17 protein-coding genes are annotated in these 20003 nt (G+C 60.0%); 11 read left to right on the top strand and 6 right to left on the bottom strand.

Going from position 1 to position 20003, the window contains the following annotated elements:
- Positions 1 to 125 precede the first annotated feature (125 nt).
- Positions 126 to 1073 carry a hypothetical protein gene (locus PV761_RS04010; protein WP_347894582.1) on the bottom strand — a complete coding sequence of 316 codons (948 nt, stop codon included), beginning with the start codon at positions 1071 to 1073 and terminating at the stop codon, positions 126 to 128.
- Between the two features lie 183 nt (positions 1074 to 1256).
- Between PV761_RS04010 and PV761_RS04005 the strand changes: the two genes are divergently transcribed.
- The 3 genes from PV761_RS04005 to PV761_RS03995 all read left to right on the top strand — a co-directional run bounded on the left by PV761_RS04005 (position 1257) and on the right by PV761_RS03995 (position 4426).
- Entirely contained in the window at positions 1257 to 2168 is a 912-nt protein-coding gene (locus PV761_RS04005) for a hypothetical protein (RefSeq protein WP_347894580.1), read from the top strand.
- 164 nt (positions 2169 to 2332) lie between these two features.
- Complete coding sequence (locus tag PV761_RS04000) at positions 2333 to 2734, top strand: SHOCT domain-containing protein (protein WP_347894578.1); 402 nt, start codon at positions 2333 to 2335, stop codon at positions 2732 to 2734.
- Between the two features lie 873 nt (positions 2735 to 3607).
- A complete protein-coding gene (locus tag PV761_RS03995; RefSeq protein WP_347894576.1) occupies positions 3608 to 4426 on the top strand; it encodes a nuclease-related domain-containing protein in 819 nt (272 codons plus the stop codon).
- Between the two features lie 308 nt (positions 4427 to 4734).
- Here the strand turns inward: PV761_RS03995 and PV761_RS03990 are convergent, their stop codons facing one another.
- Positions 4735 to 5151 carry a hypothetical protein gene (locus PV761_RS03990; protein WP_347894574.1) on the bottom strand — a complete coding sequence of 139 codons (417 nt, stop codon included), beginning with the start codon at positions 5149 to 5151 and terminating at the stop codon, positions 4735 to 4737.
- On the bottom strand, positions 5123 to 5422 hold the full coding sequence (locus PV761_RS03985; protein WP_133830806.1) for a DUF4193 domain-containing protein: 300 nt from the start codon (positions 5420 to 5422) through the stop codon (positions 5123 to 5125). The genes PV761_RS03990 and PV761_RS03985 overlap by 29 nt, the downstream gene beginning before the upstream one ends.
- Positions 5423 to 5680: 258 nt before the next feature.
- On the opposite strand from PV761_RS03985, the gene PV761_RS03980 reads away from it, so the two are divergent.
- Both PV761_RS03980 and PV761_RS03975 read left to right on the top strand, forming a co-directional pair.
- Positions 5681 to 6472: a hypothetical protein gene (locus PV761_RS03980; RefSeq protein WP_347894572.1), complete on the top strand. Its 792-nt coding sequence runs from the start codon at positions 5681 to 5683 to the stop codon at positions 6470 to 6472.
- 61 nt (positions 6473 to 6533) lie between these two features.
- The gene (locus PV761_RS03975) at positions 6534 to 7235 is read left to right on the top strand and encodes a DUF6308 family protein (protein WP_347894570.1); all 702 of its coding nucleotides are present in this window, start codon (positions 6534 to 6536) and stop codon (positions 7233 to 7235) included.
- Between the two features lie 89 nt (positions 7236 to 7324).
- Here the strand turns inward: PV761_RS03975 and PV761_RS03970 are convergent, their stop codons facing one another.
- Positions 7325 to 8704 carry a hypothetical protein gene (locus PV761_RS03970; protein ID WP_347894568.1) on the bottom strand — a complete coding sequence of 460 codons (1380 nt, stop codon included), beginning with the start codon at positions 8702 to 8704 and terminating at the stop codon, positions 7325 to 7327.
- Positions 8705 to 9010: 306 nt separating this feature from the next.
- A complete protein-coding gene (locus PV761_RS03965) occupies positions 9011 to 9985 on the bottom strand; it encodes a hypothetical protein (protein ID WP_347894566.1) in 975 nt (324 codons plus the stop codon).
- A gap of 173 nt (positions 9986 to 10158) precedes the next feature.
- Here PV761_RS03965 and PV761_RS03960 point away from each other — a divergent pair, with 173 nt between their 5' ends.
- The 3 genes from PV761_RS03960 (at position 10159) to PV761_RS03950 (ending at position 13739) form a co-directional block, all read left to right on the top strand.
- On the top strand, positions 10159 to 10461 hold the full coding sequence (locus PV761_RS03960; protein ID WP_347894564.1) for a hypothetical protein: 303 nt from the start codon (positions 10159 to 10161) through the stop codon (positions 10459 to 10461).
- 281 nt (positions 10462 to 10742) lie between these two features.
- Positions 10743 to 13406: a UvrD-helicase domain-containing protein gene (locus PV761_RS03955; RefSeq protein ID WP_347894562.1), complete on the top strand. Its 2664-nt coding sequence runs from the start codon at positions 10743 to 10745 to the stop codon at positions 13404 to 13406.
- A 192-nt stretch (positions 13407 to 13598) separates the two neighbouring features.
- Entirely contained in the window at positions 13599 to 13739 is a 141-nt protein-coding gene (locus PV761_RS03950) for a hypothetical protein (protein ID WP_347894560.1), read from the top strand.
- Here the strand turns inward: PV761_RS03950 and PV761_RS03945 are convergent, their stop codons facing one another.
- A complete protein-coding gene (locus tag PV761_RS03945; RefSeq protein ID WP_347894558.1) occupies positions 13740 to 14381 on the bottom strand; it encodes a hypothetical protein in 642 nt (213 codons plus the stop codon). It abuts the gene before it with no gap.
- Between the two features lie 542 nt (positions 14382 to 14923).
- On the opposite strand from PV761_RS03945, the gene PV761_RS03940 reads away from it, so the two are divergent.
- The 3 genes from PV761_RS03940 (at position 14924) to PV761_RS03930 (ending at position 19987) form a co-directional block, all read left to right on the top strand.
- A complete protein-coding gene (locus PV761_RS03940; protein ID WP_347894556.1) occupies positions 14924 to 15178 on the top strand; it encodes a helix-turn-helix domain-containing protein in 255 nt (84 codons plus the stop codon).
- 278 nt (positions 15179 to 15456) lie between these two features.
- On the top strand, positions 15457 to 15741 hold the full coding sequence (locus PV761_RS03935; protein WP_347894554.1) for a hypothetical protein: 285 nt from the start codon (positions 15457 to 15459) through the stop codon (positions 15739 to 15741).
- Between the two features lie 202 nt (positions 15742 to 15943).
- Positions 15944 to 19987 carry an SIR2 family protein gene (locus PV761_RS03930; protein ID WP_347894552.1) on the top strand — a complete coding sequence of 1348 codons (4044 nt, stop codon included), beginning with the start codon at positions 15944 to 15946 and terminating at the stop codon, positions 19985 to 19987.
- Positions 19988 to 20003 lie beyond the last annotated feature (16 nt).

Raw genomic sequence — 20003 nt, 5'->3', positions numbered from 1 at the left:
GTTCCTCTTGTCGAGCCATGGCTTGATGGAAGTCTTCATGTGCTGTATCCCGCTTGGCTCCAGAAGTGAGTCGGGATACGCAGACGCAAGCAGTGTCCACGTCGTCTGCTTTTAGTGGGTACGTGTCAGCGGTACCAGCCGCGGCGAGTGGGGACTTCAATCCGCGGGATTTCGTGAGGTTTCAGTGGACGTTGGGGAACCGGGCGGATGGTATAAGGGGTGATGCGGTCCTCCTCGTGCTCCCTCTCGATCAATTCTGCGGCGCTCTTGTCAGTCCTGCGGATGTGGTCCACTGCCCAGGCCAGGAGGACGTCGAGGCGATTGACTTCCGCTTCTGCAGCCAAGAGCCGTTCATGGGCCGTCACCGAGCGATAACCGCACCATTGGCGGAGGATCTCATGAATGGGTTTTTGGCGGCGCAGGTAAAAGTCGTATTCAAACTCGGCTGAAGTGGCTACCGGTTCCCGGGTTTCCCAGTTTTCAATTGTTCCGCCCCGCTTGGATTTTTCTCGAGCCACTGCTTCCTCGGCCATGACGAGATCCAGGACCGGGGCCGGGTTCCTGCGACAGGCCAGCTCCACTACAGCCAGCGCCGCACGCGGCGACAGGAACACTTCGCCGTCGTGAACCAGCCAGGAAAATCGGGCTTGGAAGGCGGCCACGGTCTGTCCGGTTAGCGTTTCGAAGGCGACGTGATCGTGGACCGTCAACGAATCGTCGCTTGACGCGACAGACAGCTCGGCGACCTCGGAAGGTACAAGCAGCTCAAGGGCCGCCCACAGGGCCGACGCCTCATGGTCGTCGATGGACTCGGCCTTGAGCCGCCTCCAGCCATCCATGGAGGCGTTGTACGGGACTACGTCTTCCCACGGCACTTTGAGCCGGGAACGAGGGACGTTCTCTTCCCTGCCTGGTGGATGGCCGTGCAAGTGACGGATGTCGACCCGGAATCTTCGACCCTCTTGGTGCACCGCCACGATGTGCACCCGCTCGGACGGCGCATCGTCCCGCAGCCTGTAGGCCCACTCTTCCCCTGGGCTGGGACTACGTGAAACATCAGCTTTTGGTTCCATAGCCGCTCATTATCCGTCCACCCCCGGCTGCTGTCTCCTAGCAGATCGGTGCCAACCAGTTAGCCGAACGAGAAACCATCAGCTGGAACTGCGCAGGACCTGGCTTTTGTTCAAAGCTACGTTTTCGGGATGATGTCCGGCTTGTTCCTAGACTTGGGTGACGCTGTGGACGAGCATTGAATAATGAGCGCCGCCGAGACTGCCCCGGTCGATGACCAGACACGTGAATCCGGAAGACTGCTGAAGCGAGTACCTGGACGGGCGCGGCCTCAGAAGCAGGCGCTCCGGGAGTTCGAGAAGGCTGTGGCCGAGTTACGGCAGCGGTACCAGCCGGTGTTCTGGCCTCTCTTCGTCCCAGAACCCAAGGACATGTTTCGCTGGCGCGTCGAGTTGGAGTGCGGATGTACGCACGAGGTACACACGCACGGAGAGGACAAGTATCCGGACGATCGCCGCTACCTCGACCTCATCAGTCAGTGCAGGCTTCCCTCCGGGGAGTTCTGGTGCACGACTGACCATGGGCCCGCCGCCAAGCCGTATCGCGACATCGTCGAGTGGGTTGACAGGAAAATCACGGAATTCCCAGCTGATGCTGAGGAACCTGACTACGACTGGATGGACGCCGAGACCTGGGCGAAGATCCGAAAACCCCGGCCACACTCGTCGGCTTTCTGGAAGGTCAAGCTCGACTGCGGGCACCATGAGCAAGTCTGCACTGACGTGGACTGGAAGCCTGAAGACGGGCCCAAGATCGTGTCCGAGGAGCGCGTCGCAGAGATCCGCCGTGATTTCGAGGAGAGTTGGGCGACCGAGGGGAACATTGGCTGGCCTCACGATGGCCCCGAGCGAGACCACATCCGGAAAATGATCGACCTGCGCTGGCCGCGCCCCGAGCCAGAGAGGGATTGCTTTGCGTGCACGAACGTGCGGCGGATCACCGGCTACCAGCGGATCGGCTGGCTGGTTTCGAAAACGCCTCCGGCTCCGGCCTCGTCGCCGAACCTCGATCGGAAGAAGATCGCGGCTCGACTCGCCGCGGCGGAGGCTGAGGTCCAGCGGCTGCGCAAGCAACTCGACAACCCAGACAACGCTTGAATCCACACCGGGACCTTGACTTCGTATTTGGGAAGGGTCTCAAGAACTACACGATCGGAACGGGAAGCAGACCAAGGACGCCTATGACGAGTTCAGCGTTCGGCGGTTCATTGCGTTGGCATCAGGGGATGTTCTACGAGTATTCGTAGGGCTATCCTCGGCAGATGAACCAACATGCAGTACCGACCGAACCAGGCCAATACATATTTGCGTTCAGTCTCAGCCGAGGGTGGCTTCGGATAGCTGGTACGTGTGCAGTTGCTGCGGTGGTTATTGCTGTCGTGGCAAACGCAACAGAGCCGTTCCGAGCCCCCTTGGGAATCGCGCTAGGCGTCCTCGCGATAACCCTACTCATCGCATTTGCCATCAAAGGTTCATCACGACGGCAGACACGGGAACCATCGGCAGCCCAAGCCCGTACGGACGGGCATCGGATGTTACTTGGCAAAATGCGGGGCAGAAGGTCCCTGGCGGCAGAACTGGCTCTCCTTGCAGAACTCCACGCGAAGGGTGCACTCTCTGACGAGGAATTCAGCGCCGCCAAGCTCCGTACCCTTGCGGACTGATATCCAGCGGCTGCTTCGTCAGTCTCTTAGCGACTTCAGGGGCAACTTCGGCCAAGAATTTGCCCATCGTCCCCCGCAGCGAGGGAAAAAGAAGGCCCACCGATGGGGGACCGGCAGGCCTTCAGCACTCCACGCTACAGCGGCGCGCATTGAATATCGACTGGACTAAGGGGTCAAACGAAGGAGTGACAAGTTGTTGTTCTTCTCGTTTCCTGGGGCATGGATAGGGGTTGTTTCCGGCGTTGGAAACGCCGCCCGCCGCACGGGAATAACGCGACTGTTCGGCTGCTGCTGTCCGCTTGGCCATGGGGCTGGGCGCTCGGTCGTGGTGTCCCGGACGCATTGAGAGGACATTGATACTCTGGGCAGAGGGGAAAGGGGGAACAGAAATGGGTCTTAGAAGTCTTTTTCGGCGAAGAGGCGCAACCGCGGCACCCATAAGTCCAGTCGTGGCGGCGGAACGAGTCCCAGGCGCGCCCATGTCACCTGAGCTCCAAGCGGAACTGCGGGAAGCGTGGGCAGAACTAACTGAGGCCGCCAAGGCATCGAAAGTGACAAACTTCCACGCCTGTACACGTACGGCCCGGCACTGGACCGAGGACCCGGCGGCAGTCAGGGCCATAGCGGCCACACTCCGTGAATTCCCGGATACAGACAGATAGCAGACGACATAGTGACCTACGGGCGTTCGATCGTAGGTCACTACAGCTCACCGGAAGGCCGGCGGTCGACATTTTCACTCAGCTCCTGGGACGGTTGCAGGGAATTGACATGCGGTGGGCGAGGATTGAGCCATGGTAAACGTATCCGCGGTTTAGCCGCCGTGATCTACAAGCAGATTGGGTCCGTGTCGATGCTCCACCCTGCGTCCTCATGAAGAAGATGAGGCTCCGGTACGCCGGAGCGTGTCGGCTGTGCGGTGCATCTCTTCCGGCCGGGACGGAAGCGATCTACGAGAGCGAGACGAAGACCGTCCGATGCTTGGAGTGTGCCACCGAGACCCCGGAAACAACCCCCGACCTGGAACGACTTGGTGATAAGTCGTTGTCGGCTGTATCCGGAGTAGCTGGCTCGTCAGCCCGACGCGAGTATGAGCGTCGCAAAGCGAAAGACGAGGAAAAGCTCCGCGAGAAGTGGGGTCCATTCGGCCGCATCGCAGTCACCCTCTCTGACGAACGCCAAAGCACCAAGTCCTGGGATCGAGGCGCGATTGGCGAGGAACGCCTCGGCGCTCGGCTGGATGCCCTGGCCGCTGATGGCCTGGCCGTCCTTCACGACCGACGCATCCCCGGATCGAAGGCCAACATCGACCACATAGCCATCACTCCCAGTGGAATTTGGGTCATTGACGCCAAACGGTACAAGGGACGGCCTGAACTGAAGATGGAGGGTGGCATCTTTCGCCCTCGCGTCGAGAAACTCCTCGTCGGCCGACGGGATTGCACGAAACTGGTCGATGGGGTGCTCAAACAGGTCGACGTCGTGCGAGACCTTATCGGGGATGTTCCGGTCACCGGGGCGCTGTGCTTTGTTGAAGCCGACTGGCCCTTGATCGGAGGCGCATTCTCGACCCATGGCATTCATATACTCTGGCCGAAACGGCTGGCCAAAGTGCTTGTAGAAGAGCCCGCCGGCGACGTTGACGTGGCGAGGATGCGTGAGACGGTTGCCTCCCGGTTCAAGCCTGCTTGAGTCAGGTGCCCACGTTCCAGGCCGCTCGGAACCACACCGAGGGGACAGCTTACGGAAAGGAAGCCAGACATCGATGGGTAGTGAACTTGCAGTCCGGCCGCCTGCCCAGGCTCCCATGATGAAGCATCGGCCCCCTCGACGTCGCGACAGTTCGGGAAGCCCGTGCCAACCGCCGTTTCGAAGCTTTTCTCGAAGTTCGTCAGATTCTGGACCGCGGGCAGGATGCCCGCTAGGTCGGGTACATGTGCAGCCATTTATCCATGCCCTCCACGAAGCCATCTGACTTCGGATACGGCAGAGCTAAGCCGCTAGTTGCGCTTTTCGGCCGGCCGGTACCTGTCACCAAAGGCGACCAAGGAGCTCTGGAGCAGCGTCATGCTGCCCAGTATGTCCACTGGCCGGGAACGGGTTTCTGCCGGCAGTGGGCTGACCATCCAGGCGGCGAACACGTTATGAGGAATCTTCAGGCTCATCGCACGGTCAAAGAGGCGCAGCACAGGTTCGTGGAAGAGTCCATCTTTGAGCTGGAAGCCCGGGCAGAAGGTTCCCTCGCCGATGAATACCCGAACTGCCCGGCGCATGGCCTCCGGGTCGCCGAGGGATTGGAAATGCGTCTCCAGGTCTGCCGCTGTCGGCAGGGTGAATTCTTCGCGGATGCTGTTCCAGATATGCTCCGGGACAGCCGGCCAAAACCGCTCAGCCTTCGCATTCGACGCAGTAGGCATGGCCGTCCTTCTCGCGGGCCTTCTGCGAACGGTGGCGGACCAGGAAGCAGGACCAGCAGGTGAACTCATCGTCAGCCTGCGGGATGACCTGGACGACCAGCTCTTCGGCAATGAACTCCCCGCCAGGGGTCAGGCCGTCCAGGGCGTCAGCCTCGTCGAGCTCCTGAACCACGGATTTCGCATCCGGGGCTTTGGCGGACTTCAGGGCCTCCAGGGAGTTTTCCTGGGATTCCTTGACGTCGGTACGCAGTTCATCGTAATCGGTTGCCACGGAGGTGCATCTCTTCTCTGTTGAGGGGGTATTACCGGTCCTGCAACGTACGGGACATGGGAGAAATTCCCTAAAAGAGCGGCTGCATGGGCACACAGTCAGAACCCCAGGGAACATGGCATTGGCCAGGGTCAGTGGGGCACCTGGGGTTTCAATATCAGGAAGTGACACCTAGTCTGGGACAGAGCCGATGGCCGCGACATTTGCGGAACCAACCACCGGTTCATTCGTCTTATAACTCTGGTCTTTGGGGGAACCTTGAGCTATCCGGAATACCCGCAGCAGCAACAGCCGCGCTTCTTCGATACTTCGTTCGACTACATGACCGACACCCCTCCAGGGACTGACCCGGACAGTGGCAGTCCGAATCTCCCGGCGGACCACGAGCTGCTGTGGACCAAGGAGCTGAACTCCGGCGTCCTGTTCGAACCGACCGCGCCGCCGAAGCGTACGGACGGCTACCTCATCTTCACCGACCCCTCCAGAGCGATGCATTGGTACGGCAGTGACGCCATCACCCACTCCTACACCGGCCGGGCACGTACGGCGTCTCTGGCGAACGCCATCGCCTCGCTGAACGAGGAGCAGCGGGCCCGCTACCTGAATCCGCCGTACACCATCGGCAGCGCGATGATCTGGCCGGTCAGGAAGAAGGACCGACCCACGATGAACCAGGCGAGGGGGCTCAGGTCGCTCATCGCCGACCGGATGGATCTGACCCTGGAGTGCATCCGGCGTCATTACGCAGGAGAACCGGAGAGCCCACTGGCCAATGTCATCAACGCGTACGCGGACTTCTTTGCGTTCTTCGACGGATTCAAGGAGTTCGTGGACTTCTTCCACTTTCAAGACCTCGTGACGCCCGACTACGAAGAGGTTCGGTTCTACCTTCCCTTCGACAACTTCAAGCGTTCCGGGATGCCGGCCACAAAAGACGAGTACGTAACGTACCGGGAGGCCACGCTGGAGTTCATCGCGGCACGGAACCTTCGGATGGCTGAGTGGGTCACAGAGAACCACCCCGAGATTGAGGTTCGCCATTCAGACTGACTACGCACGTCGCAGGGTCAGTCAGGGACATAGTCCGCGCATTGAAGCCATAGGGGGATTCATGGAACTACCAGCCATCCTGAAAGAAGAGAACGTCGAAGCCGCAGCCGAACTGCTCCGGCGCTACTACCTTGAACCGTCCACAAAGACGGGGCTGCTCAGTACCGGCAGCTACTTTGATGAATGGGCGAACCGCGGCGACAACCCGGAGGTGAGGGACAGGATCACCGACAGCGACGCTGTCGCCGTGTCCATGCTCAGCGTCAAAGTGCCGGCCCAGGCCATCATCGGGCTGCAGGAGAAGCCATTGGCGGCGAATATACGGGATCTCCTGGCTGATATACCCACCGACGTGAAGATGAGCGACCTCACGGTCGGGGAAGCAGAAGCCACTCTCGGGGAGGGCAGGCCCTCATGGCTGCTCTGGCAGGAGCTGAGACGCACACCCAAAACGCGCTGGGATGTCGGGGCCACCACAGCCAGCAAGATCATGGCGAGGAAGCGACCGCATCTCATCCCCATCTGGGACAAAGTAATTGGGGCAGTCGTGGGCAAGGACACCTCTGAAGGCCAATGGCTGAATTGGCACAACCTCTTCATGGAAGACTCCGACCTTGCTGGACGATTGGCGCGCATTCACCAGCTCTCCACGGTCCCGACACCAATTTCCGAACTGCGCATCATGGACGCCATCCTGTGGCGCTACGGCAAGGACCGTGGCATCAAGGGCGGCCGAGCCGGCAAACTCGGAATCACCGGCTGAAGCCCGCGATGCCACGAGGAACCTGGTCGCATAGCACGCCAGCGCCCGCGCCAAGTTCGTAGCCGGCCGAAGTCTGCTGACTATGCTGACTATAGAGCTCCATTGCCTTTCATCATTTGCTGCGCCAAACGAATCGGATCGTTGGGGTCCTGGGCCGACACAATTTCATTAAGCTTCGCTGTTAGGTATGCGAGAAGCTCGCGGTTCCACTCCAGTGGCGACCCGTCAAAGGAAGTCGGTCGTTCTCTGCCCGCATTCTGAATGGCACAGACGACCAGACCGTACATCTCCTGTGTGGAGTCGAGGATGAAGTCCTTTAGGGCCGCGTGTTCGGATGCGCCCAGATCACCCTGCTGCTGGTGGTGATTACTGTGTTGAAGCAGGCACAGGCTTTGTCCCGCGTATGAAATGTACTTCTCAGTGAGCCATTGACCATCCACTTCGTCATTGGTCATGTAGGTCCTCAAGGAGTACCTGTAGAGCATGGGTTGAAGGTACTGCTCCATAAGCGGCCACAGCATCCGGGGGTTGTTGCCGTTCTCAAAGTACCTATACGACAGCTCTTCCATGGCGGCGTCAAAGGCTGGCAGAGACCGCGCATCCGCAAGGTCAGGTATTCGGACGGCAGGCCTTGGATCCCGGATATATTTGGGCTCCGGGCGCAGCGGTATGTGGTCCGTTGACGTCTTATGCAGGCTAGGAGTCAGGGCTTTATCAATAATCCGAAGTAGCTCGGATATACCCTCCATCGCCTCGCCGTAAAGGGCTGGCGGGAGCCCTTCCAGCCAGACCGCGATGCGCATTCGATTGCCGTCACGGAACCGGAGTGAGGCAATGAAATTGTTCGACGGCCCTTGATAGTCGATTCGGCTGAGAGCCGGAGCGGACGAGGCGGGCAACAATATGGAGCAGGCATTGAGGTCTCCAAGCTGAGCAAGTATGGGGCTCCCTTCGGCAGGGTCATCCGCCAAGAGGTCGCTTTCCTCGAAGAATCCGATTGCACCGTCCTTGGTAATGATCCAGCCATCCCATCGCCGCTCTTCTGCCCCTTCCCCAGATACGTAGGTAGCAGGGAGCATTACTCGATCCCCGAGGAAGGATAGGTCGACTGTCTCGAAGTAGGTGTCCGCTCCTTCCGCCATCGCTTTTACTTCGCGCTCCGCTGTTCCTGCCGGATACCCAGCGTCGAATACAGCCCCGCCGGCCGCGCCGAATATCCGATCACACATCTCCTGGACGAGAGCTGCCCTGGCGAAGGGATCCAGGTCGTTCTTGAGTTGCTCCTCGTTCTTGCTGATCAACCAGGCCGCTTCTGCTCTTCCAACTATCGGTTGGGGAATACCGGGGATCCTGCTGTTACGAGGCAAGTAGGCTACCTGTCCCATAGCGATAGCAATCGCAGGAGGCACACCCATAGCCTCAAGTCGACGTCGGACATCATCAGCTGCGCCGTCCAGGATTCTCCCCATGGTCATATGATCTGACCCCAACGGTTCAACGACAACCCCAAGCCGAGAAACTCTCCGCGTTGACAGCGGCCGAAACCATGTCTGGTGGAGACGGGCCCGGCGGGAGGAGACCTGGTACGAAGGATTGCGCCCCGTCCCGCTCGGAAAAGCACGCCCTATGACAGAGCCCGAGCCACGTCGTAGCCGGCCAACTTTGCGAGCTTGTGCCGCGACCTGTCCTCTTCGCAGTTGGGGTTGCAGTCGCTGCACGGCGAACGATCACGCGCGGATATGTTCATGCCAAGTCAAGAACGTAGCGAAGGAGTACTACGAGTTCGGAGCATCGTATGAGTCCGGAAACGAGCCCCCGACGCGACCGGACAATGCACTCAGCTCTGCCTCTGTTTCCCTGAATCGGATCACGTGTGGGCCCAATGTGTTGACCCCCTCCGGTCCCTTCACCACGAGGGTTCGCGCTATGGTCCTGCCCAGTTGGTCCAATTCCTGATTGAGTCGCCGCCACTCTGCCTGCTCGGATTTGGAGCCCTTCATCACTTCAGAGTCCCTGTCGCATTGCGTGCAGCGTCCCCTCGGGCCCACATCAGCCATCATGGTCACGTAGATGCCTCTTTGGCCCGCCCGCCACTGACCATCCATGATCGAGCACCACTGAGTGTGGAACAGTTTCCCGGTTCGCGTGACATACACCTGCCCGTCACCTGCCACAGGTGAACCGTCGTCACGGAGATTAGTAGTCTCAACTTTGATGAGAGGGCGTTGCAGGCTGCCGGATTCCGTGTCGTGCTGACATTGTGGGCAGAGTCCGCGGTCACCAAGGTCTGCCAGTGCGGACACGAAGACCGTCCCTGGCTTGTCCTGCCACTTGGACGTCATACTCCCGCACCACTTGGTGTGATACAGCTTGCCCGATCGGGTCACGTACGCCTGACCTTCACGGGCAATGGGCGAGCCGTCTTCGCGGAGATTGGTGGTCTCAACTTTGATGAGCGGGCGTTGCGAGGTGCTGGATTCCGGGTGGTACTTACACTGCGGGCAGAGTTCGCGGCCACCAACGTCGGCGAGCGTGGACAAGAAGACTGTCTTTGGGTAGTCCCGCCACTGGGCCGCCATGATTCCGCACCACATGGTGTGATGCCGCTTGCCGGACCGGGTCACGTACACCTGACCTTCACCTGCGATAGGCGAGCCGTCTTCGCGGTGGTTTTGCGGCTCGACGTGGACGAGCGGACGTTTCTTTTGCGCCCCGTGGTCGGCTTTCACTTCTTCGTGTGTGGTGCTCACAACCCGTTCCTTCTCCCAAGACCTCTGCCATATCCTTCCATGTTGGGGAGGTCCACCTCCACCATGTCATCGAAGGGTTGACGGGCAAGCTCGCCGAGTCCGGTAACCCGCACACGGTAATGGGCAGCGCCGGCCGTTACACCCGGTTCCGTGACCGTCGTTAGGATACGAGGGTGACCGAGACCAAGAGCACCAAGTGCTACATCGAAGAGTACAAAAACGAGCAGGGCCAGCTGAGTGCCCGCCTCCGTGAAAAGGAGACGGGACGAAAAGTCGATCTGGGAATGACCCTGGACGGTAAGCAGCACTTTCTTCGGTTCCTGAGCGCTGCCGGGGCGCAGAAGGCCCTAATACCTGACGTGTTCAGCAAGGACGGCGAGGAAGACTGCGTCGTCGTCTCGGGTGACCTTGATTTCGATGCACCCGATGAGATCAGGTTCATTTACAACGAAAAGCTTTCCTACACATTCGCCTGACAGCACGGCTCCGTTCAGGCTATCGGGCTCGCCATCCTTAAACACGGGCCAGTCGCTTCCGGCCAGCTGGCTGGGAAAGGCTAAGCCGGCTGATGACGTGTCGAAGGAGTCGGCGGTACATCTCATCAAGCACAGCCCGCTCCAGCACGTCGGTTTGGTCGTGTTACCGGTAGGCTGCGGATCAGCACGAACCCGGTGAACGCACCCGACGACACGCAATTCCGCGCTGATACCGTGGAAAGAGGGCAAATGGCCGGTTATTGAACATGTTCAGGGGGAGCATGACGGAATGGAAGCCAGGCTGGTGGGCGCGAGCGTTTAGGGGCGCGGGGTCATGGGGGCTGTCGATAGGCGAGGGCCGTCTGGTGGTCCGCGGGATCCCCCGAGAGGTCGATGCCGATGTACTGGATGTTCACCGGCTCGCTGTCGATGAGGGCTCAAGGCAGCTCATCGTCACCCACGTCCAAAGAACAGAAACGGTGCTCAACGGGCTTTCTCGACGCGTATTGCGGGAGGTCGCGGCTGCGTACCACTCCGAGCTCGACGAGCGACGGCATCTCGCCGCCCTGCTCTCAAACGCTGAGGAACAGGGCGAGGCAGCCCGCCTGTGGTGGTCCCGGGTCCGGGAAGTGATGGACCGACCCAGGTGGGCGGACCAGGACACGATCGCCGCGCTCGAGGGCTCCCGTCCAGATGTCGCTGTGTGGTTGGCTGCCGACAGCGATCCGAGGCTCGCCGGGCTTCCCGAGGGCAAACGCGAGGACCAGCGTGCCGCGGTCGACGCTTGCCGTACCACTGACTTACCAGGGTGGGCTGTCCAGCGGAACGAGGCGTTCCTGGAGTGGGAGAAGGGTGAACTCGCGGACTTCTTCCGCACGGTCGAGAAGTCGCCGTTGACGGAAGAGCAGACGAGGGCGACGGTCTGCTTCGACAACCGGGTCCGCGTTATCGCGGCCGCGGGCTCGGGGAAGACCTCGACGATGGTGGCGCGCGCTGGCTATGCGATACGGCGCGGCATCGCAGAGCCGACCGAGATTCTTGCTCTTGCTTTCAACAAAAAGGCAGCCGGCGAACTCTCGGATCGTCTCGTGTCCCGCCTCGGCAATGATGGTGCCGGCGTGGCGTCGAGCACGTTCCATGCCTTCGGGCTGCGTATCATCGGCGAGGCCACTGACCGCAAGCCGTCCCTTCCCGATGACCTTACCGCGGACAATGGGATCGGGCGGGTCGCGAGGATCGTGGATGTCCTCCGCGACCAGGACCAGGCCTTCCGGCGGGACTGGGACCTCTTCCGGCTCGTTTTCGGCCGGCAGCTTCCGGATCTCGGTGATGAAGCCGATCCTGAGAAGTCGGACAGGAACACAGGTACCAGCGGCTTCGGTACTCTCGCAGGGGAGATCGTCAAGAGCCAGGAAGAGGTGATGATCGCAAACTGGCTCTTCCTGAACGGTGTCCGCTACCAATACGAACGTCCCTACGCGTACGACGTCGCGGACGCACACCACCGGCAGTACCAGCCGGACTTCTACTACCCGGACATCGATGTGTGGCATGAGCACTGGGCGCTCGGTCTCGACGGCACCCCGCCGCCCCACTTTGACGGGTATGCCGAGAGTATGCGGTGGCGGCGTCACACTCACGTCCGTTACGGCACTCGACTGATCGAGACAACTTCGGCGACCATCCGGGACGGGTCCGGGTTCGAGCACCTCGAGCAGGAGCTGCGCCGGCACGGAATCCAGCTAAAGGAAGACCCTTACCGGGAAGCAGCCGGGGAGCCACCGATCAGCGACCAGGCGATGCTGGCGCTGACGCGGTCCTTCATGTCACACGCGAAGGGCAACCGCCTCACCCCTGATCTGCTGGCGGAGCGGGCCGGCCGGACTTTGCGGGCCAGGCTCTTCACTCGCCTGTACGGCGTCATCCTCGCCGAATGGGACAGCCAGCTCCGCGCTGCGGGCCAGATCGATTTCGAGGACATGCTGAATCTCGCCACCGATCACGTAGAGTCCGGCCGGTGGATGAGCCCTTACCGGCTCGTCATGGTCGACGAGATGCAGGACACCAGCGCTGCCCGTGCGGCGCTGGTGAGGGCGCTGATGAAGACTCCTGGAAACTACCTGTACGCGGTCGGCGACGACTGGCAGTCGATCAACAGGTTCGCGGGCTCAGACCTCAGTGTGATGACCCGCTTCGAAAATTGGTTCGGGACAGCGTCCACCATCTGGCTGGACCGCACCTTCCGGTCCCCGCAGTCCCTGTGCGATGTCGCCGGTGGGTTCGTGATGAAGAACCCCAATCAGATCTCCAAGAACGTCCGATCTTCAGCGCCGGAGACTGACGAGACGGTGTGCGCCGTCAGTGTACGGGAGCGCAGCCACTACGGATCGGTCGTTCGGCAGCACCTGACAACCCTTGACTCAGAGCTCACTGAGCCAGCCACTGTGCTGCTGCTCGGCCGGTACTCCCGGTCCAAGGACGATGTCATCTCGGCACTGGAAGCCAGATACGCCAACCTGACCATCGAGTTCAACACCGTGCACGCCTCAAAAGGAAAGGAGGCAGACTACGTCGTTGTGCTCGGCCTTGAGAGGAACGGATTCCCCAGCATTGTCGAGGATGATGCTCTCCTGCAACTGGCCATGGCCGCCCCCGACTCCTACCCACACGCAGAAGAACGACGCCTGTTTTACGTCGCACTGACCCGTGCCAAGCGCTCAGCGCTCCTGGTCACGCGCGCCGGTAGGGAATCAGCGTTCCTCCTCGAGTTAGTCGGAGATCGTGTCGTCAAGATCCGATCCGCGACAGGCGACGATATCACCCCAGTGGTCTGCCCGAAATGCAAGAAACACACGATGAGGGAACGCAAAGGGCGCTACGGCCGGTTCTTCGGCTGCACCGGGTACCCGACCTGCAAAGGAACGATGAAGCTCATGGAACTTTAGGCCCTGAAGCTGGCCACGGGGACGGCCGAGCCAGTGCGGCAAACCTCGGTCCGGGGGCCGTGGATCTCCAGATGACCGCACCTTGGAAACGCTCGGGCGGCCTCGGCGACGGAGTGTCAGAGCCTCAAAGTATGCTGAGCGAACAAAGCGAAGGTCTGCAACTCCGACCTTTAACACTGAATCAGGACCGCCATGAGGCTCACCGCCATCGTCTGGCTTAGGGAAACCAGAATCATCACCGTCGAAGCCGACGCCTGCGAGACCGGGCAAAGCCCACCGCGAAGCCACGTACGCGCGGGCTGGCAGGGCCTCCAGATCCTCAATACCCCGTAGTCACATATGGCAGTTCATCTTGGTGATTTGAAAACCGTCACCCTGATTGCTGGTGTCCTCCAGTTTCACTCGGGCGACCTTTCCTGTCGGCAAGCCCGCCGTAATCTCGTTCGTGGAGCCGATAGAGCCCTCGCCTCTATCGATACTCACGGCCACATAGATGCCCCCCGGGCAGCCGTTCGGAGCCATTGACACGACATCCAAGAAGGTGCATTTCCACCTTCCGCAGGTGAACTCGGAGTCGCTGAGGTATTGGAAGTACATCTGGTTGCCTGCGGACGTCCACCCTCGAGCTTCCATCTGCTTAAGTTCGCTATCCGCCCGCTCCGCTGCCTTCCTCGCCTCCTCCGCAACGCTGCGTGCCCGTGCACGAGCCGCGCTGGCAGCGTTATCAGCTGTCCTTTTTGCCTCCGCGGATGCCGAAGCGTCGGCGGCTGCTGCGGCTGAAGCCGATGCAGCAGATGCCTCCGCCTCCGCCCGCTGCTCGGCCTGTGTAGAGAGGTTCGCCGCCAAAAAACCAGCGCCCCCGAGCGCAAGTACAACCGCCACCACGCAGATGATGATGATGCGACCACGGTCGCCTTTTCGAGCTTCAGGGGCATCTTGTACCCCGGGCATCTCAGGTCCCTGAACTTCATCCATAGTTCCCCCAAATTTCGCAGCATGACGCAGGAATGCCTGAAGCCAATGGCACAGCTTATGCGGGCCGCCGGCGCTACGGATAGAGGATGGTGTCCTGTTCCACTCCGATCGAATCCGAAGTCGACGAAGCGGGCCCCTCCCTCGGGTCCGACATGCGAAAGTGAAGCGAACCCAACGCAGTTCATAGGGCGGCGGACAGGGGACCGCCGGTGGATTCGGCAGCAACCAGGGCAACACCGGGCCGACAGGCCAGGCCGGGCCGCAGGAAGACCTCTGAGACACGCCACAGACCAGCGGTGCCGGCAGATGGGGGCAACGGCCCCGATTCTGCGGCATTCGTGCCCCGTTTGAGACCGTCCTCAGGGCGAAGGAACGGTCAGATGTGCTGCCACCCCGCTGGCGGAAGGAATAACACTATTCCGATTTGCGGTCGGCACCGACAGGAAGTCGCCGAACGAGATCCAACGATGACAGGCGCGGTTATCCACATGCTGCGGTTCCGCCCTACGGAACCGGGACGTGTGGACACATACGATGGATCCATGCCCGAAGAGAACAAGCCCTCTCCGCGCTTCCTGACCATCGATCAGGTAGCGACGGAACTGAACATCGGCCAACCCTTGGTACGCGGCCTGCTGAAGAGCGGCGAATTGCGTGGCTTTCAGTTGGGCGGCCGGGGCCTGTGGCGCATCGGCCGCCAGGACATCGAAGACTATGTCAGTGAGGCATATCGGCGCACCGCGGAACGCATCGCCGCCGGGGAGATTGAAGACGACGGGGATCAGGACAGCGAATAGTCGGTGTTAGCCGCTCTCAACCGGTCAACCGTACTCCGCCCACTGCCCACTGCCCTGTCCACGGCGTATCCGCCGGAAGGGGCAGCAGCGGGTGCGTGCGTGAATACATACCCTCGCTGAAGTAAAAAGACCTGCGAAAAGTACACCGTCACGGCAGCCTGTGTTTATGCAATAAGGTCCATAGTGGGCAAGGCTGCATTTCAAACGCAATCACCTGCTGAGAAGACACGCCAGGGCAGCTGCGTCATCCTGTCAGTGCTGGGGAGCACCATGGTTCTATGACGGCACCAACGGTGGAGGCGGCGATCCATGAGCTGATGGATTTCTGCTGGAATATTGTCTACGACCTGCTGGAAGTGCGGGGCCTGCTCGGTGACGGCTTGTTCGTCGAGGAGTACACCGGAATCCACTCCAGGGTGGAGGAGTGCACCCGCTATACCGTGGTGCACTCCCGGACGGTGGCTGTCTTGTTTGTGGACACGCGGCCGGTGGACGCCATCGTGTTCCATCACGACCTCCTGGGTGCAGACGACCCAAAAAGTTACTTCAGCGTGCCTCAGTAACAACGCTGAGGTGTCTGCTTTGTTTTGAGTGGCGACAAGATCACCTCTTTGCTGCCTTCTGCCTTCTCAGTCAAGGTGTGTTCAGTCAACGACGCCCGTTGGAGCGAGATAGGTTGGCTTGCGCCCAATGGTCCACATCTTAATCAGGGGCTGACAGAATGGATTTCCACATAGCAAATGAGTACTAGCGCCCCGAGGGGAAATGAAAGCCGACGCTGAGGCACGTGAAGCTGTTGTAATGCAGCTGGATAGCTCTGACTGCGCGAGTTTCTTCAACGATTTAGGAGCCTCACGGCTGGAAGTTGTTCCTGTGATCGGGGCTGGGCTCGGCATCGAGGCGGGCGCTCCGTCTGGTGCTGCATTGGCACAGCACCTAATCGATGTAGGCAATCTCACGAGCTCACTGGATGCTGGGCTCTTTGACATCGCCCGGGATGCTGCCGAAAGCCACGGCGAAGCATGGTTACAACAGACAGTTGCGACTTTTGTCGAGTCTCGCAATGTTAGGGCCAGTCCTGTCCTCCAGGCTTTAGCCAAAGTGGAGACAGGCCTCGTCTTGACGACAAATTATGACCTTGCAATCGAACACTCCGCCCGGCTGGTGGGACGCGAAGTTGTGTCGCTCACACTCGATGACCTCCCGACGGCCTTGCGCAGTGAGCGGGAATTTCTTCGTGTCGTTCATCTTCATGGCGTAGTCACCAATCCAAGCACTATAGTTCTCTCGCCCGAAAGCTACAGCGCGGCGCTCGAAGATGAACGCATGCAGCTGTTAACTCGGGCGCTGGGAAGCGAATTTCGCTTGTTGTTTCTCGGGCATAGCCTCAGCCCGACTGAGCAGCATTTGCGTCGAGACTTGAGATGGGCAGCGCGCATACGCTCAGTGTCAGGTATTGACCGGCAGCACTTGTTACTCGCCCATGTCAGCGAGAATGGGGACGCGGCTATTCCGGGTCAGGCTCAGCTCCTTCGGGACGCTGGGGTACAGGCAGTCTTCATACAGGACCTGGATCTGAGATTTCGCTCCGTTGACATAGTGGCTAACATTTTGGCCGGACCGTCCCGGGCGATACGCAGGTTTACGGCAGCCACAATTCGCGATGCACGGGACCCGAACTACCTGCCCTTGCCTGTCGCAGAAGTCCCTGTCGGCGTCGACAGCTTCGACGGTGTCAACGAGGGACGGTACCTCTGGAAAGTCCACAGCTCGGGCCACACGCCTGCAAATGCCTTGGATGCCCGCGTACCGCGCCTTCTTCTGATGGCGGGTGGAGGTTACGGCAAAACGCAGGAGTTACATCAGATTGGGTTTAGATGTAGCCGCCCGGCACTCTACAAGAGGCTGCGCAGCTTTGGAGTGGTCCGGTCCGATGGTGACCTGGCAGCAAATTTTGTCCGGGAAATGGACGATGCAGAGTCCTACCACCGTGTCGAGAAGCTCGACATCGCCGCACTCGAAACGAGCAGCTACGTATTCCTGCTGGATGGTCTTGATGAAGTGCCGGCCACGGGCCGTTCAGCATTGATTGCGTTTCTGGAAACAGTTTCGCGCGCTTACCCTCAGCATAGGTTCGTCGTGGCTACTCGACTGATGGCGTCAACTCCGAGCCGCCTGGATGGGTTTGCGACTTACGTTCTTAAGCCGGATAACCAGTGGCTGGAGCAATACGGAGAATCCAGGTCGGTTCGACGACATGAATTGCAGGCCTTCCTGGGCCGCGCCCCTGGTATCAGCGAGCTTGCCAGTATCCCGATTTACGCCTCGGCGATAGTTGACCGTGTCCACTCTCCACAAAGCGGGAATCTCACACCGCTGTCTATGATCCTGTCAACGGCAACCCGTGACGGCGATCCCCGTGTCGGGGTGCGGCCGGAGGCGTTGGAATTGTGGCTTAATCGTATCGCCCTATATATGGAAACTCGGAATGAAGTGTCCATTCCGCTAGGCGACCTAGTTGATTCCTTGCTCCACCGGGGAATAGACGGCATCCATCCCAGTCTCGACTTTCTTAACGAATTGGCGGAACGGGCTTTACTGCTTGTTCAGCCAGCCTCGGTCAGCTTTGTAGCGAACATCGTTCAGGAGGCGCGTGCAGCCTCGGCCATACTCTCCATGGAAGATGGAGGACTAGCTTTCCTCTCCAAGTACGTGGTCCTGCCCCACGAAGGGACCACCGAAAGGCGTTCAGTCCGCGAATCCTGGAGGCACAGCTTGTGGCTGCTGTATCCCTCGGCCGGGTCGCCCGCGCGGAGGTTAATTGAGGGTGCCGACCCGTTGCTGGCCGCTCGGGCCGCAGTGATTACAGCGGATAGCGAAGAGCGCTATCGGGCAATGTGGACAATATGGAAGGCATACTCGGAACGACAGGTCTGGCTGGACAGGAACCAGGGGGCTCGGTATCAGGACGACGAGAGTGCGTTGGAAAAAATGGCGCAATCCGGTTTGCCTGAGGAATTTAAAGCGGAGCTCATGCGATCGCTAACGTCGGCTAGCAGGATCCAACGGGGGAACGCCCTCGTCGTGCTGAGCGCCGCCTCAGTTCCGGAGTTGCCTGAAATCCTGCTACGCCTCGTTGCTGACCCCGATGCCGTGGTCCGGCGGCGGGCAGGCATGTCCGCGTTGGTTGCGAAACTTCATGGACTGTCTCCACGTCTGGCTGAGCAAGCATATTTGGATCCAGACGAGACAGCACGGGAAACGCTCATCGGATGCGCCATTGACTTGGCGGAAACAGATGAGCAAGCAATTGCTCTAGCGACTCGCGCGCCTGACGCTCTTCGGCCGCGAGCCCTGGGTGACCTCTTCCCGAGAATAGGACGAGGACGATCGCTCGAACTCGTGGAGGATGACATTTTGCGCATGCGCCCCTTGTTGGACTCAACTGTCGCCGGCGAGAGGTTTGGGGCAGCAAACTCCTGGACGGACGAAGAGCTGGCAACATTGGCGCGAATCTTCGTGGAGTTGCCTGATGCAACGTCGAATGACATCGAGATGACCGCGGTCCTAAGGCAGCGCCCAATGGTGGTAATCCGGGAATGGCTCAAGGTACCACTCTCGGCCCGCATCGACTTTGAGTTCTTCTGGCTTGTGAACGGGCTCTCCACCGACGAACTAAAGCAACTTATGCTGGAACTGGCGGACGACTACACCGAAGGAGCCGTGAATGCGGCGTCGCGAAGCCATGTGTTGGATCATGCCACGGAAGTTCTTCAAAGACGTACATCTGTGGACGGCGAATTGGCCGCCCCCGAACCTGCGAAAGACGAAAGCCCAACGCTCCGTGAACTCGTCCGTGCCGGCGATAAGGCGCAGGTGCTGAGAGACAGCCCGTCTGACGACGCGGATTGGGCATCATCTGAACTATCAGTCATCAAGGGGTGGGTAGAAGATGAGCTGCTGCGTGCCATAGGGACTCCCCGATATGCCCCAGCGCCCTCTCATGACAGGTTTGACTCTGCGTGGTCCAGGCTTTCCCGATGGGCCGCGTACTTGGATGTGAAGTTGCCCCCTGACCAATGGCCAGCAGCGACGAGGTTTGAGCTAGAACGCGGAGAAAGCGCCGGAATATCTTGGATAAGGAGGCAATCCAGTCAGGAATCGTGGAAGGCACTCGGCCAAGTCGTGGAACAGTGGCCTCGCCTGACAGCAGCGAATCTAGCCAGAATTGCAGACGAAAACAGTCGGCCGCTCACAGCGAGCATCTTCAACGCTATTTCCGCCTGCGATGCACCATTTGAATGGAAAGAAGATCTGCTTCAGAAGCTAGCGGGGAACTGCGACAAAGAGGCCCTACGGAACATGCTTCGGGAGGCCGACGGACAATGGATTTTCCCCGCACTCGTGAAGCTCGGAGACTGCGAAGCCGAGGCAAAGCTTCTAACCTTGAATACCGCGACGACTGAGTCCCTTCTGGCAGTAGTTGGACACAGATCCTACCGACCTTGGGTCCAAGACCTGTCATGCCCGTCCTCGGCTCCAGTACTCTTTGAAGTCATACGGCGGTCGCTGGTTGAAGGAGCCGAAATCCATGAGCTCGAGACGGCCATGAGGGCACTTGACCGCTGCGCAGGGGCGGAAGTCGAAAGCTACTACGATCTGCTCATTTCGGATGAGAAAATTCCCGGGGCTGCATTTTTGTTCTACCAAAAGCGCGTGGCTCTGGATACGCTGATCGAAAAAATGGCCCAGGAATTGACGGTGGATGGCCAAGAACTTTCCGCCTCCGTTGCTGCCCTGGTGCACTGACAGTCGGCCGCTGAGG

The organism is Arthrobacter sp. CC3, from assembly GCF_039907775.1.
Taxonomy (GTDB): domain Bacteria; phylum Actinomycetota; class Actinomycetes; order Actinomycetales; family Micrococcaceae; genus Arthrobacter.
The sequence above is the reverse complement of the archived record's forward strand: the minus strand, read 5'-3'. Positions and strand labels throughout refer to the sequence as shown.

Bases quoted from the DNA above. Each gene is read 5' to 3' on its own strand.
- PV761_RS04010 (WP_347894582.1), bottom strand. From the start codon at position 1,073: ATGGAACCAAAAGCTGATGTTTCACGTAGTCCCAGCCCAGGGGAAGAG.
- PV761_RS04005 (WP_347894580.1), top strand. From the start codon at position 1,257: ATGAGCGCCGCCGAGACTGCCCCGGTCGATGACCAGACACGTGAATCC.
- PV761_RS04000 (WP_347894578.1), top strand. From the start codon at position 2,333: ATGAACCAACATGCAGTACCGACCGAACCAGGCCAATACATATTTGCG.
- PV761_RS03995 (WP_347894576.1), top strand. From the start codon at position 3,608: ATGAAGAAGATGAGGCTCCGGTACGCCGGAGCGTGTCGGCTGTGCGGT.
- PV761_RS03990 (WP_347894574.1), bottom strand. From the start codon at position 5,151: ATGCCTACTGCGTCGAATGCGAAGGCTGAGCGGTTTTGGCCGGCTGTC.
- PV761_RS03975 (WP_347894570.1), top strand. From the start codon at position 6,534: ATGGAACTACCAGCCATCCTGAAAGAAGAGAACGTCGAAGCCGCAGCC.
- PV761_RS03970 (WP_347894568.1), bottom strand. From the start codon at position 8,704: ATGGGGAGAATCCTGGACGGCGCAGCTGATGATGTCCGACGTCGACTT.
- PV761_RS03955 (WP_347894562.1), top strand. From the start codon at position 10,743: ATGACGGAATGGAAGCCAGGCTGGTGGGCGCGAGCGTTTAGGGGCGCG.
- PV761_RS03950 (WP_347894560.1), top strand. From the start codon at position 13,599: ATGAGGCTCACCGCCATCGTCTGGCTTAGGGAAACCAGAATCATCACC.
- PV761_RS03945 (WP_347894558.1), bottom strand. From the start codon at position 14,381: ATGGATGAAGTTCAGGGACCTGAGATGCCCGGGGTACAAGATGCCCCT.
- PV761_RS03940 (WP_347894556.1), top strand. From the start codon at position 14,924: ATGCCCGAAGAGAACAAGCCCTCTCCGCGCTTCCTGACCATCGATCAG.
- PV761_RS03935 (WP_347894554.1), top strand. From the start codon at position 15,457: ATGACGGCACCAACGGTGGAGGCGGCGATCCATGAGCTGATGGATTTC.
- PV761_RS03930 (WP_347894552.1), top strand. From the start codon at position 15,944: ATGAAAGCCGACGCTGAGGCACGTGAAGCTGTTGTAATGCAGCTGGAT.